Raw genomic sequence first — 13,107 nt, forward strand, 5'->3', positions numbered from 1 at the left:
GAAAGGCAATGGGGTCCATCGGTGACAGTGACGACAACTCCTCCTCGATTGGAAATCCGCAATCTGATTGCGCGCTTTGGCGGGCGGACGGTCGTGGATGATGTATCGTTGACCGTGCACGCGGGGCAGGTGACTTGCCTGCTGGGGCCTTCGGGCTGCGGAAAGTCGACCACCTTGCGGATGATCGCGGGGGTCGAAATGCAGACCTCAGGCGAGATTTATGTAGATGGCAAGCTGATCTGTGACACGGTGTTCCGAGTACCGCCCGAACGGCGCGAGATTGGGCTGATGTTTCAGGATTTTGCGCTGTTTCCGCATCTCAGCGTGGCGGATAACGTCGCGTTCGGCCTGAAAGGCAGCAAGGAGCAGAAACGCGCGCGGGTCGAGGAACTGCTGTCCAAGGTCGATCTGATGCGGTTCATCGATGGATTTCCGCATCAGTTATCTGGGGGTGAGCAGCAGCGGGTTGCTCTGGCGCGTGCGTTGGCCCCACGTCCGCGGATCATGCTGATGGATGAGCCGTTCTCGGGCCTCGATAACCGTTTGCGCGACGGCATTCGGGACGAAACGCTCGCAGTCCTCAAAGAAGAGGACGCTGCTGTTCTGTTGGTCACGCATGAGCCGGACGAGGCGATGCGAATGGCTGATGAAATCGCGCTGATGCGGCGTGGCAAGATTGTGCAGCAGGGGGCGCCATACAATGTCTATACCCGGCCTGCAGACAAGGCAGCAGTTTCGTTTTTTAGTGATATCAATGTGTTGAAGGCTCAAGTTAATGGTGCGTTGGCGCATACTCCGTTTGGCCGTTTTCTTGCGCCCGGTGTGCCGGACGCGACCGATGTTGAAATCGTGTTTCGACCCCAGCACGTCAAGCTGGACTTCGACCGCAATGGCAAAGGGCCTGCGCCGACGCCGACAGACGGCATTGCCGCCCGAGGCGTGGTTGAGCGTGCTCGGTTTTTGGGAAATGAAAGCCTTGTCGAGTTTCGCATGGACTATGATGGCTCGATCCTGAAGGCGACGGTTCCGAACGTCTTTGTGCCCAAAGAGGGCCGTGTCATGTGGCTGACCATTCGCCGCGACCGGTGTTTTGTGTTCCCGGCCTGACGCTCAAATCCTGCATTTTCATCCAAGTGGTGCGTGAAAGCCTCAGATTGCGCATGTGCATTGCTTGTCGCAGCGCTGAGGCGGGTCTATCAAGGGCAAAACGAGGGGTGGACCGGGCATGCGAATTCTTCTGACCAATGATGACGGCATCAATGCGCCGGGACTGATTGTACTTGAAGCGATCGCGGCTGAACTGGCCGGTCCCGATGGCGAGGTCTGGGTCGTCGCGCCTGCCTTTGAGCAGTCAGGCGTGGGCCATTGCATTAGCTATACCCACCCAATGATGGTCGCCAAACTGGGCGAGCGTCGCTATGCCGCCGAAGGGTCTCCGGCGGATTGCGTGTTGGCCGGTTTGCACGACGTTATGAAGGACGCCCCGCCCGATCTGGTGTTGTCAGGGGTGAACCGGGGCAACAACTCGGCTGAAAACACGCTGTATTCGGGTACTATCGGCGGCGCGATGGAGGCGGCGTTGCAAGGTGTGCCCGCGATTGCCTTGTCTCAGTATTTCGGGCCGCGCAATCTGGGGCTGGACGATCCGTTTGAGGCGGCTGCCAAATTTGGGGCCGATCTGGTGCGCCGCATTCTTGATGCGACACCCGAGCAGCAGGGCGACTATCGTCTGTTCTATAATGTGAATTTCCCTCCGGTTCCCGGAGATGAAGTGCTGGGTACGCGCGTGGCCCCGCAGGGGTACCGGCGCGATACACATTTCTCGGTCGAGCCGCACAGCTCGCCCTCGGGTCGCCGGTTCCTTTGGATCAAGGGCGGGTATCAGCATAACCCGACCGCTCCGGGCACGGATGCGGCGGTCAATCTGGAAGGGTATATCTCGGTCACTCCGATGCGCGCTGATCTGACAGCATATGACACGCTCGAGGCGCTAAAGGTCATCGAATGACTGGACCAAGCGCAGAAACCATAATGCAGTTCCTGTTTGCCTTGCGCTCGCGCGGGGTGACGGATGCACGTGTGCTGGCGGCGATGGAACAGGTTGACCGGGGGCAGTTTGTCAAAGGCCTGTTCGCGGACCGGGCCTATGAGGACACTCCGCTGCCTATTGCCTGTGGACAGACCATCAGCCAGCCTTCGGTTGTGGGGCTGATGACGCAGGCGCTGCAGGTGCGTCCGCGTGATACGGTTCTAGAGGTCGGCACCGGCTCGGGCTATCAGGCGGCGATCCTGTCCAAGCTGGCGCGCCGGGTCTATACGGTTGAGCGGCACAAGAGGCTGGTGCGCGAAACGGGAGAACTGTTCCGTGAGCTGGGGTTGACGAATGTGACCGCGATGCTGTCGGATGGATCATTCGGACTGTCCGAGCAGGCCCCGTTCGACCGTATCATTGTGACCGCGGCCGCCGAAGATCCTCCGGGGCCGCTCTTGGCGCAGTTGAAAATCGGCGGTATCATGGTGTTACCCGTGGGCCAGTCGGACGCGGTGCAGACCCTAATCCGGGTCACGCGCACTGAAACCGGTCTGGACTATGACGAATTGTTGCCGGTCCGTTTTGTGCCCTTGCTTGAGGGGCTGGGAAAAGACGGAGCGTAAAGGTATATTAGAGGCGCCAGAACCCCGGAGAACAGGGGCAGGTGTTGAGGACAGTAAAATGAGAGCAGTTTCCAAATCAGCAATGCGCCGCTATGCGACAGGTGTTGCCGCGCTGGCAATTTTGGCCGGGTGTGAAGGGCCATATGACTATGACCTGCGCGGCAATGTCGGCGGGTTCTCCACTGCAGATGCCGCCCTTGCAGCGACCGCCAACCGCCCGACGCCGGATGCGCGTGGCGTGATCACCTATCCGAACTATCAGGTCGCGGTAGCCCGCCGTGGGGATACAGTTGGCGATGTCGCCACCCGGATCGGCATGCCGGTGGCCGAATTGGCGCGGTTTAACGGATTGCAGCCAAATGACAGCCTGCGTGACGGTGAAGTTCTGGCCTTGCCGCGCTCGGTCGGTGGGACGAGCAATGTCGATATTGCGACCATTGCCGGAACCGCGATTGACGAGGCACCGGACACAGGATCTGTACAGACATCGACATTGGAGCCCGCGCAACCTGCTGCGGCTCCGGCACCGGTTGCTACGGGGCCTGAGCCGATCCGGCACAAGGTCAAGCGGGGTGAGACAGCCTATACAATTTCGCGGCTCTATCAGGTGCCTGTGGAGTCTCTGGCAGAATGGAACGGTTTGGGACCAGACTTTATGGTGCGCGAAGACCAGTACCTGTTGATCCCGGTCAAGAATCAACCGGCACCTCGGGCAGCAGCGCCGGCCGCCACGGCAACTGCGGTAACCCAACCGGGGGAAGGCTCACCAACTCCTACGCCGCCGAGCGCGACGCAGCCATTGCCGGATGAGAAAGTTGCCGCGGCAACGCCTGCGCCGGATATCACAGCCGAGGCCCCGACCAATTCGGGAAGCTCGGCGTTGGCAAGCCCGGTGAGCGGCACCATCATTCGGACCTACAAGAAGGGTAAGAATGAGGGGATAGATATCGCCGCAGCGCCAGGCGCGTCGGTCAGTGCGGCCGAGGCAGGCACGGTCGCCGCGATCACCGCGGATGCGGATCAGGTTCCGATCATCGTTGTGAAACACAACAATGACTTGCTGACTGTTTATGCCAATGTCGACAATATCACCATCAAGAAAGGTGATCGGGTGCGACGGGGACAAAAGATCGCCTCGCTGCGCGGAGGCGACAATGCATATGTGCACTTCGAAGTGCGCAAAGGGTTCGAGTCGGTTGATCCCGAGCCTTACCTGAAGTGACCGAAATGGCCCGTTCCGGGCCATGCCTCCGGCGGAGGTATTTGGGGCCAGTTGAAGGACGGATCACGCATTGGGATCGTAGTCGCTGAGCCTTTTACCCGGTTCGTCGGTAAAGAGTTCCGGTAGAGGCGTGACGTTTTCTATCAGGTCGATGCGGAAGACGCGGAAGTCGTTGCGCAGCTCGCACCAGGCAGTCAGTGTCCAAACACGGCCCCAGTATTCCATATGTAGCGGTCGTATAGTGCGATCGGTCAGCGCGCCGTCAATGCGGCGGTAGCTGAGCTGCAATTTCTGGCGCGATTTGATCGCGGCGCGGATCGGGGCCATATGTGCCATTCCGCGTACGACATCAGCGAAGGGATAGACCGCGAATTTCCAGCTGTCGGCCTCGGCGATGACCTGCGTGGGCAGGACGGCGTCGATTTTCTCGGCCAGAGATTCCGCGGCGGATTTAAGACCGGGATCGGCGGCCTCGGCAACGATCGCCATGCCGAGGTTCAGAGCCTCAAGCTCGGCGGGTGTCAGGTTTAGCGGGGGCAGCGTGATCTGTTCACGCACCATGTAACCTACGCCGCGTTCGCCTTCTACAGGAACGCCCGAGGCCACTAACGTGTCCATATCGCGATAGATCGTACGGACCGACACCTCAAGTCGGTCCGCGATGTCCTGCGCGCGGTGCAAGTTACCATCGCGCAGGATCTGTATGATGTCGAACAGGCGGTCAGTGCGGCGCATGACACGCCGTCTGAGCCGCCCTTAGGCGGTCATGTTCCATAGCACGGTCTCGTGACGCATCTGGGCGCTGTCGGGGTTGATTGCCGCCATCAGAGCGGGTGCAAAATCCTGTTGCATGAATGCAGCAGCGGCATCCTTTGCGGATTTCATATCGGTCCAGACGACATAGTCGGTCCAGCGGCCATCTTCGCCATGGCTTAGCTGGCGGTGGGTAAAGCCGGGAGCCGCACGGACGAAGGCTTCGGAGGCTTGGCTTAGCCTGATGAACTGTTCGGGCTTTGTGCCGTCGGCAAGGGTAAAGGTGACGATTTCTGCGACATGGGTCATGTGGTTCTCCGTAGACCAGGTTTCGATATCGTCCTTCTAGGTGATATCAACTGACATAAACCTGTCAGTTGAGAAATGCGAGTCCGCAAAAAACGCATGATCCGTTCAATTTTGCGCGCGGATTTGATCTGTCGCACTTTTGCTGATGCCCGTACGGGCGTAGACACGGGGCCAGACATATTCACGGCGCGCTGCGCCGACGTAGAAGGAGACAAGTCATGCTCAACAATATTGGCCTTCCGGGTATCCTGCTGATTGCTGTTGTGGTTCTCGTCCTGTTTGGACGCGGCAAGATCAGTTCGCTGATGGGTGAAGTGGGTAAAGGCATTACCTCGTTCAAAAAAGGCATCAAGGAAGGTTCGGAAGAGCTGGAACAAGACGCGTCTGAGCTGGCCAAAGACGTCACGCCTGAGACTGACAAAGACAAGGTCTGAGCCTAGATGTTTGATCTGGGCTGGACCGAGCTTCTGGTCATCGGCATCGTCGCGTTGATCGTGGTGGGGCCAAAGGACCTGCCTGTGCTGTTCCGCAATGTCGGACGGTTCGTCGGAAAGGCGCGCGGCATGGCGCGCGAATTCAGCACTGCTATGAACGAGGCTGCGGACGAAGCAGGCGTCAATGAGATCAAGAAGGGCCTGAACGCGGCGACCAACCCGGTTAGTACAGCGATGGACGGGATCAACGAAGCCGCGCGCGACGTGGCCAAATCCATCGACCCAACCAAGTTCGACCCTGACAGCGAGACCGGCAAGCTGGCCACCGAGCGAGCAGAGCAAGCGAAGAAGATCCAAGCCACAACGGCGCGCGCTGCCGCTGAACGCAAGGCCAAGGAAGCCGCGGATGCGCTGGCCAAGGCGGAAGAGGCCGAAGCAGCGCTGAAAACCGAAAGCAAAACATGACCAAGACCGACGAGATCGAGGACAGCTCGGCACCCCTGATCGAGCACCTGGCCGAGCTACGTACGCGGCTGATCCACTGCGTTGTGGCGTTTCTGATCGGTATGATCATCTGTTTCACCGTGGCCACGCCACTGTTCAACTTCCTCACGCAACCGCTATGTGAGGTGCTGACCGAGCGTGGACAGGATTGCGGGCTGATCTTCATCTCGCCGCAGGAAGGGTTCTTTGTCGCCATCAAGGTTTCGCTGCTGGGCGGGTTCATTCTGGCCTTTCCCTATATCGGGATGCAGATGTGGAGGTTCGTGGCGCCGGGCCTGTATAAATCGGAAAAGAACGCGTTTCTGCCGTTCATGCTGGCCTCTCCCTTCATGTTCCTGCTGGGCGCAAGCTTCGCTTTTTATGTGGTCACGCCATTGGCCTATGACTTCTTCCTCGGTTTCCAGCAATTTGGAGCGGAAGGGGAAGCTGTAGCAGAAGGCGCAACCGCACCTTTGAGCGTGGTGTTTCAGGGTTCGGCGCAGGAATATCTCAACCTGACCATCAAGTTCATCGTGGCCTTTGGCCTGTGCTTTCAATTGCCCGTATTGCTGACACTGATGGGTAAGGCCGGACTTGTCAGTGCCGAAGGTCTGGGGGCAGTGCGTAAATATGCGGTGGTAGGCATTCTGGTGTTGGCTGCGATTGTCACACCGCCGGACGTGATCACCCAGATCATCCTCTTTGTCGTAGTTTACGGGCTCTATGAAATTTCAATATTCCTGGTCGCCCGTGTCGAGAAGAAGCGCGAAGAACAGTTGCGCGCCGATGGATACTACGACGATGAAGAGGCCGAAGCCGACGCAGACGTGATGCAGGATTACGAAGGGAACAAGTAACCTGTTCCAATAGCTTTAAAGGCGCGCCCAAGGTAGGCGCGCCTTTTTCAATTGCTACTCTTGTTGTGTTGATCGGAACATGGTTGAACTCCGCCAGAACATCCCGGAGGAGCCGATGGACGACCAAGCCCTGAATCGCATTGCGGACGCGTTGGAACGCATGGCGCCCGCGCCGCTGGCGACACCTGATTTCAATGCGGCCCCGGCTTTCGTCTGGCATGTCGAGCCTGACCGGCTGGAACCCGTCACACAGGTCAATCGGGTCGACCTTGATCTATTGGTGGGGATCAACCGCTCCCGCGATACGTTGCTGGATAACACGCGCCGCTTTGCTGCGGGTTACAAGGCTAATAACGCGCTCTTGTGGGGCGCGCGCGGAATGGGGAAATCCAGCCTCGTCAAAGCGGTGCACGGTACGTTGCAGGATGAGCATCCTGACCTGAAACTGGTCGAATTGCAGCGCGAGGATATGGGCTCGGTCGCGCGCTTGCTGAACCACCTGCGTGCCGCGCCGCACAGGTTCATCCTGTTTTGCGATGATTTGTCGTTCAGCCACGATGATCAGCATTACAAATCGCTCAAGGCCGTGCTGGACGGCGGTATCGAAGGTCGCCCGGAAAACGTTGTGTTCTACGCCACATCAAACCGCCGCCACCTGATGCCGCGCGACATGATCGAAAACGAACGCTCCAGCGCCATTAATCCGTCCGAGGCGGTCGAGGAGAAGGTCTCACTCTCTGACCGTTTCGGCCTGTGGCTGGGGTTCCACCCCTGCGATCAGGACGAATATCTAGCGATGATCGATCGCTACTGCGCCGCTCATGGCGTCAAGGTTGATCCCGAAACTCTGCGCGCCGAAGCCATCGAGTGGCAAGCCACACGGGGGGCACGCTCGGGCCGGGTCGCCTGGCAATTCTTCGTCGACCTCGCCGGGCGAAACGGCGTCCATATCGGTTAGTCCGCCCGCTTCATCTGGCCAGAAATACCTCCGCCGGAGGCATGGCCCATCAGGGCCATTCTCACAACATTGCTATAATCCGCGCCGCCTCATCCGCAGTGCTGGTTAATACATCCCGATCCTCACCGGGATGGAAACGCGCACGTACGGCGGTCGGCATCGGTGCAGGCTCAACAATCGTTACGCGCGGTCCCGTCCGTGCGGTCTCGGTCGCCCAACTGCGAGCCAGCGCCATCTGTGCCGCTTTGGTGGCGCCGTAGATGCCATAGAACTTCTCGCCTGCCTTCGGGTCATCGAAGAACACGGCATGGCCAGTTTCGCCCAACAAAGGCGAGACATACGGGATCAGAACCGAGGTGGCGTTTGCATTGATGCTGACTGCCTTGTTCCATTCCTTCGAATCAACGAAATGCACTGGCGTCAGGGCTGAGGTATGGATTGCAGTATGCAACCACAAATCGATCTTGCCCCAGCGATCGTGAATGCCCCGGCACAGGGTCGCCATCGCATTGGGATCGGTGATGTCCATGGGGGCCAGAGTGGCCGAGCCACCCTTCGCCTGGATGCGGTCATCCAGCTCTTCCAGCCCGCCCTGAGTGCGAGCGACAGCGACGATGTGATAGTCGGGGGCCAGCGCTTCGGCCAGCGCCGCGCCCAACCCGCGAGAAGCCCCGGTGATAAGGGCGATTTTGGTCTGATCGGTCATGAGGGGGGTTTGAACCTGCACGCGCAGGGCGTCAAGTCAGGATCAGCTGCCGGGGATGTCGATCCGGCGGTTCTGGCCGCTTTGTCGCAGCACAACGCCATTTTCATCAATGGCGACCACCTTACCCGGGCCGACACGACTGCCGGGTTTCACTTTCTTAATGCGCCCCGACGACATGCGGACCAGGGCTTGCAGGTCCGCCTTGGGTCCAAAAATACCCAATACCGAGACCGCGTTCTTCTTGAGCGCCCCCGCCTGTGTGGCGGCGCTTTTCACCGTTGCGTTTGCCATGATCTGTGGCCGAGCTGCGCGCCCGGACCCCGTTTTGTGAGTGGTTTTCGGCATTCGGGTAACACGGGATTTGCCGGACCAAAAGGCCGGCAGCACTCGGTTCGGACCGGTTCGAATGCCGCATACCGAACCCTTTGCAAATGCAGCCTGTTCAGCAATAGGTTGTCGGCGGATTCTGACCTATGGCGGCTAGCGCAAGTCTCTTGGCCGACGCCTCAGGACAAAGCGATTCGCCCGATCACCCCGAGGCAAGTTTCGCCGCGTTCCACGAACTGCCGACCACCTGCATATCTTCACGCTTCTTGCTGACCCGACTGCTGTTTTCTAGGCTGCCCAGATATTCCTCATCGACGCCGGTGACGTAGTTGCCGTCAAAGCAGGAACAGTCAAAGGCTTCGATCTCGGGGTTGCCTTCCTTGGCAGCCCAGATCAGATCGTCGAGATGTTGGTAGAACAGCGCATCCGCACCCAGTTCTTCGCGAATCTCCTCGATCTCTTTGCCATTCGCGACAAGCTCGTGTCGGGTGGGCATATCGATGCCATAGACATTGGGGTATTTCACCGGGGGCGAGGCGCTGGCGATGTAGACCTTTTTGGCGCCGGCCTCACGGCACATCTGGACGATCTTTTTGATTGTATTGCCGCGCACGATCGAATCATCGATCAGCAGTACGTTATGACCGTCAAACTCCAAAGGCACCGCGTTCAGTTTGCGACGCACGGATTTCTGCCGTTCTTCCTGGCCCGGCATGATGAAGGTGCGGCCAACATAACGGTTCTTCACAAGCCCCTCGCGATAGGGAATGCCTGTGATCTTTGCGGCCTCAAGCGCGACAGGGCGGGCGCTATCTGGCACAGGGATGATCCGGTCGATCTCAAGTCCCGAGTCCTGAATTTGCTTGGCCAGCGTCTGCCCCATGCGCATCTGGGTTTTGTAAACCGACACCCCATCCAGCAGCGAATCTGGTCGGGCCAGATAGACATACTCGAAGATGCAGGGCGTCAGTTTACCTTCAACGGCCTGGAACTCGTGCATATTGCCGTCGAGGTCGATAAGGATCGCCTCGCCGGGACCTAGGTCGCGCAGCTTGTCAAAACCGTTGATGCCGAATGCCACATCTTCGGACGCAAAGGCATAATCATCGCCGTCACCAGTTGCGGCACGCTTGGCAACAGACAAAGGTCGGATGCCGTAAGGATCGCGGAAGGCCAGCATCCCGACGCCCGCGACGAGGCAGATCACCGAATACGCCCCCTGAACCCGCTCCATCGTCATTTTGACACCGGCAAACAGGTTGCGGATCGGATCAGCATTACCATTGACCTTGATCGCATCCGCGACCTTGTCGGCCAGTACGTTCAGAAGGACCTCTGAATCCGAAGTTGTGCGCAGGTGACGGCTGTATTTGGCAGTTACCTTTTCACGCTGTTCTTCAGTATTGGTGATGTTGCCGTTGTGAACCAGATAGATGCCATAAGGCGCGTTCACGAAAAATGGTTGCGCCTCGGCCGCGCTGAGCGAGCCAGCGGTTGGATAGCGAACATGGCCCATGCCGACCTTTCCCAACAGGGTTTCGGCGTCACTGGCATTGAACACGTCTTTGACGAGACCATTTGCTTTCTTCTCACGGAAGAACTCGCCGTTGTAGGTGACGATCCCCGAAGCGTCCTGACCTCGGTGCTGAAGCATCAGCAAGCCGTCATAGATTTCCGCAAAGACATCATGTGTCCGGCTTGCGATCCCCAAAATCCCACACATACACGGGCTCCAATTTCTATGACTTGCTTAGGATGGCGTTCAGGTCGGATCGGGTGCGGACGGGTATCTGAATGGTGTGTTTTGGTCCGTTTGCACGGGACTCAGGCACAAGCACGAAAGCGGCTAGCGCATAAGAAAACAGATACAGCAAGGTCGGCAGCTCCGATTCCATGTCGGTATGGCCTCCACATAATGCCAAACGATGCGTGTGTCATCAAAGGATCACATTCGCGATTTGACGCAGGTGCGAATTGTACACGCCGCGGGTTTAGGATGACAAATGTACAGACCTATGCTGTCATATCATTACGAAGGTTTTTTGCATGCATTCCGGCAATACCTGGTGGAGCAGACGCCATGTGGCAACACAAGCAAAACACACCGAAGGACAAACCTGTCAAGCGGCGTTGCCACCGATGTCGTGGGGCAGGGCGCGCACCCTGCGAGATCTGCAAGGGAACCGGTGAAGTGATCAAGAGCCGAGACCAGTATGGCAAGCCGATCTCAAGCCGATGTGACGGATGCTTTGGCCTGAAGACCATCCGGTGCAATATTTGTGGTGGCGAAGGGTTTATCTGATTTTTCCGAACCAAACGCAAAAAAGCCCGGCTGAAACCGGGCTTTTCTTTGGAATTTGATTAACCCTCAGAGGCGTTGTCGGCGGTGCAGCTTGCGACCAGCTCTTCGTACTGGGCGGTAACCCAACCCAGCGCCGCCTCGGGGTTTTGTTCCTCGATCTTGCTGCTGAACTGTTCGAACACCTTGGCCGAGCGGCTTTCATCGACCATCGTGTAGGATTGACCGGTCATCACGGTGTCGTAGACGAAGAACGCAATCGCAACCAGCAATATGCCGCGGGCGATGCCGAAGAAGAAGCCAAGCGCCTGATCCAGCCCGCCAAGCGCGGAACGCTGCACCAGTGAAGAGAATAGCGGCGTGAAGATGCTGACTACGATTAGTGCAATGGCGAAGACGGCGGCAAAGCCGGTAATCACCGAAAGCTCACAACTGTCGCGCAGGAATTCACCGACCACTGGCACTTCTTTGACCAGCGGTACAGCCTGCGGCGCAAAGATGAATGCTAGAACTGCCGCGGCGACCCAACCTGCGATGGCCAAAACCTCGCGCATGAAACCGCGCGAATAGGCCAGCAAGCCCGACAGCACGATGATCAGGGCCACAACCCCGTCAATTATTGTAAAACCTTCCATGGCCCTCGCCTGTTCGTTTTCTGCCCCTCAAGGCGCGACTTTACCCTGCTCCGAAGGTTTCGCCAACAAACCCCACCAAATCAGAGGGTCGGGTGAGTGTCAGACCTGCCACAGTGCCAGTTTTGCCACCTGCCGGAGCAATTGCCGCTGTGAAACCAAGTTTTTGCGCTTCTTTCAACCTGTTTTCGGTCTGCGGGGCTGGTCTAAGTGCCCCGGATAGCGAGATTTCTCCGAAAACGACCGTATCGGCAGGCAGGGCGGTGTCTTCACGAGCGCTGAGCAGTGCAGCAGCAACGGCGAGGTCGGCAGCAGGTTCGCTGACTTTCAGCCCTCCGGCGACGTTCAGGTAGACATCGAGCCCGGCAAAGGGGATGCCGCAGCGTGCTTCGAGCACTGCAAGGATCATGGCGAGCCGCCCGCTGTCCCAGCCAACGACCGTGCGTCGGGGCTGCGAATGGGGCGAGGGCGCAACCAGTGCCTGCAGTTCGACCAACACGGGGCGGGTGCCTTCGATACCTGCGAACACGGCGGAACCAGGGCTGGGCTTACCGCGTTCCGATAGGAACAGGGCCGAGGGGTTGGTGACTTGCGCCAGCCCTTTGCCGGTCATTTCGAAGACGCCAATCTCATCCGCTGGGCCAAAGCGGTTCTTAACGGCGCGCAGGATGCGGAACTGGTGCCCGCGTTCGCCTTCGAAGTAAAGCACGGTGTCGACCATATGTTCGACTACACGGGGGCCAGCGATCTGGCCTTCTTTGGTGACGTGGCCAACCATGATGATCGATACGCCGTGGCGTTTTGCAAATGTCGTCAGCTCATGCGCTGCGGCGCGCACCTGCGACACCGAGCCCGGCGCGCTGTCGACATTATCGGCCCACATCGTCTGGATCGAGTCGATGATGGCGAGGCCGGGTTTTTCTGCCTCTAGCGTCGTGAGGATGTCCCGAAGGTTGGTTTCAGCGGCCAATTGCACCGGCGACTCTTCCAGACCTAACCGGCGCGCGCGCATCCTAACCTGTGCGCTGGCCTCCTCGCCCGAGACGTAGATGGTTTTGACACCTTTGCGGGCAAAACGTGCTGCAGCTTGCAGTAAGAGGGTCGATTTGCCAATGCCGGGGTCACCGCCCACCAGCAGCGCCGATGCAGGGACAAGGCCGCCGCCGAGGACACGGTCCAATTCTTCAACACCGCAGAGGGTGCGGGGCGGCGGTGTTTCTTCGGTCGATAGGTCGGTGAGCGCGATGGATTGGCCGCGCTTGCCGCCGAGTGACTTCTTGGCTGGTCCTGCCGAAAGCGGCGCTTCCTGAACGATAGTGTTCCATTCGCCGCACGCATCGCAGCGGCCCGACCATCTGGTGTGAGAGGCTCCGCAGGCCGAGCAGGAGAAGGAGTGTGTCTTTGCCATGTCGCCCTTGGTGCCCGAGGAAAGGCGGTTCTTCAAGCCCTTGCGGGCTTTCCTCACCGCCGGT

16 protein-coding genes are annotated in these 13,107 nt (G+C 58.8%); 8 read left to right on the top strand and 8 right to left on the bottom strand.

Annotation, left to right across the window (positions count from 1 at the left end):
• Positions 1-21: 21 nt before the first annotated feature.
• From ACR0DK_RS10375 to ACR0DK_RS10390, 4 genes are all read left to right on the top strand, one after another.
• A complete protein-coding gene (locus ACR0DK_RS10375; RefSeq protein WP_480736041.1) occupies positions 22-1,107 on the top strand; it encodes an ABC transporter ATP-binding protein in 1,086 nt (361 codons plus the stop codon).
• A 118-nt stretch (positions 1,108-1,225) separates the two neighbouring features.
• Positions 1,226-2,008, top strand: a complete 783-nt coding sequence (surE, locus tag ACR0DK_RS10380; RefSeq protein ID WP_480736043.1) for a 5'/3'-nucleotidase SurE — start codon at positions 1,226-1,228, stop codon at positions 2,006-2,008.
• Entirely contained in the window at positions 2,005-2,655 is a 651-nt protein-coding gene (locus ACR0DK_RS10385) for a protein-L-isoaspartate(D-aspartate) O-methyltransferase (RefSeq protein ID WP_170509978.1), read from the top strand. The genes surE and ACR0DK_RS10385 overlap by 4 nt, the downstream gene beginning before the upstream one ends.
• Positions 2,656-2,713: 58 nt before the next feature.
• Positions 2,714-3,877, top strand: coding sequence for a peptidoglycan DD-metalloendopeptidase family protein (locus ACR0DK_RS10390; protein WP_170406164.1), 1,164 nt, complete (start codon positions 2,714-2,716; stop codon positions 3,875-3,877).
• Positions 3,878-3,940: 63 nt separating this feature from the next.
• Here ACR0DK_RS10390 and ACR0DK_RS10395 read toward each other — a convergent pair whose 3' ends face one another.
• Together ACR0DK_RS10395 and ACR0DK_RS10400 are read right to left on the bottom strand one after the other, a co-directional pair.
• Positions 3,941-4,612 (bottom strand): helix-turn-helix transcriptional regulator, encoded by a 672-nt coding sequence (locus tag ACR0DK_RS10395; protein WP_480736046.1) that lies wholly within the window; start codon positions 4,610-4,612, stop codon positions 3,941-3,943.
• 21 nt (positions 4,613-4,633) lie between these two features.
• Positions 4,634-4,939: a hypothetical protein gene (locus ACR0DK_RS10400; RefSeq protein ID WP_170636189.1), complete on the bottom strand. Its 306-nt coding sequence runs from the start codon at positions 4,937-4,939 to the stop codon at positions 4,634-4,636.
• Between the two features lie 218 nt (positions 4,940-5,157).
• Between ACR0DK_RS10400 and ACR0DK_RS10405 the strand changes: the two genes are divergently transcribed.
• The 4 genes from ACR0DK_RS10405 (at position 5,158) to ACR0DK_RS10420 (ending at position 7,671) form a co-directional block, all read left to right on the top strand.
• On the top strand, positions 5,158-5,373 hold the full coding sequence (locus ACR0DK_RS10405) for a twin-arginine translocase TatA/TatE family subunit (RefSeq protein WP_010440381.1): 216 nt from the start codon (positions 5,158-5,160) through the stop codon (positions 5,371-5,373).
• Between the two features lie 6 nt (positions 5,374-5,379).
• Positions 5,380-5,838 (top strand): Sec-independent protein translocase protein TatB, encoded by a 459-nt coding sequence (tatB, locus tag ACR0DK_RS10410; protein WP_170396807.1) that lies wholly within the window; start codon positions 5,380-5,382, stop codon positions 5,836-5,838.
• Complete coding sequence (gene tatC, locus ACR0DK_RS10415) at positions 5,835-6,713, top strand: twin-arginine translocase subunit TatC (RefSeq protein WP_480736048.1); 879 nt, start codon at positions 5,835-5,837, stop codon at positions 6,711-6,713. Before tatB ends, tatC begins: the two co-directional genes overlap by 4 nt.
• A gap of 115 nt (positions 6,714-6,828) precedes the next feature.
• Positions 6,829-7,671 (top strand): ATP-binding protein, encoded by an 843-nt coding sequence (locus ACR0DK_RS10420; protein ID WP_170396985.1) that lies wholly within the window; start codon positions 6,829-6,831, stop codon positions 7,669-7,671.
• 61 nt (positions 7,672-7,732) lie between these two features.
• Here the strand turns inward: ACR0DK_RS10420 and ACR0DK_RS10425 are convergent, their stop codons facing one another.
• From ACR0DK_RS10425 to radA, 6 genes are all read right to left on the bottom strand, one after another.
• The gene (locus ACR0DK_RS10425) at positions 7,733-8,377 is read right to left on the bottom strand and encodes an SDR family NAD(P)-dependent oxidoreductase (protein ID WP_223117960.1); all 645 of its coding nucleotides are present in this window, start codon (positions 8,375-8,377) and stop codon (positions 7,733-7,735) included.
• 42 nt (positions 8,378-8,419) lie between these two features.
• Positions 8,420-8,668, bottom strand: coding sequence for a hypothetical protein (locus ACR0DK_RS10430; protein ID WP_170396813.1), 249 nt, complete (start codon positions 8,666-8,668; stop codon positions 8,420-8,422).
• Positions 8,669-8,906: 238 nt separating this feature from the next.
• The gene (purF, locus tag ACR0DK_RS10435) at positions 8,907-10,427 is read right to left on the bottom strand and encodes an amidophosphoribosyltransferase (protein ID WP_170396815.1); all 1,521 of its coding nucleotides are present in this window, start codon (positions 10,425-10,427) and stop codon (positions 8,907-8,909) included.
• Between the two features lie 16 nt (positions 10,428-10,443).
• Positions 10,444-10,599, bottom strand: a complete 156-nt coding sequence (locus ACR0DK_RS10440) for a hypothetical protein (protein WP_170396817.1) — start codon at positions 10,597-10,599, stop codon at positions 10,444-10,446.
• A 466-nt stretch (positions 10,600-11,065) separates the two neighbouring features.
• Entirely contained in the window at positions 11,066-11,638 is a 573-nt protein-coding gene (locus ACR0DK_RS10445; RefSeq protein ID WP_170421967.1) for a CvpA family protein, read from the bottom strand.
• Positions 11,639-11,678: 40 nt separating this feature from the next.
• The gene (gene radA / locus ACR0DK_RS10450; protein WP_170396821.1) at positions 11,679-13,043 is read right to left on the bottom strand and encodes a DNA repair protein RadA; all 1,365 of its coding nucleotides are present in this window, start codon (positions 13,041-13,043) and stop codon (positions 11,679-11,681) included.
• Between the last annotated feature and the right edge of the window lie 64 nt (positions 13,044-13,107).

The sequence above is a fragment of the Ruegeria sp. CE6 genome, assembly GCF_056537485.1.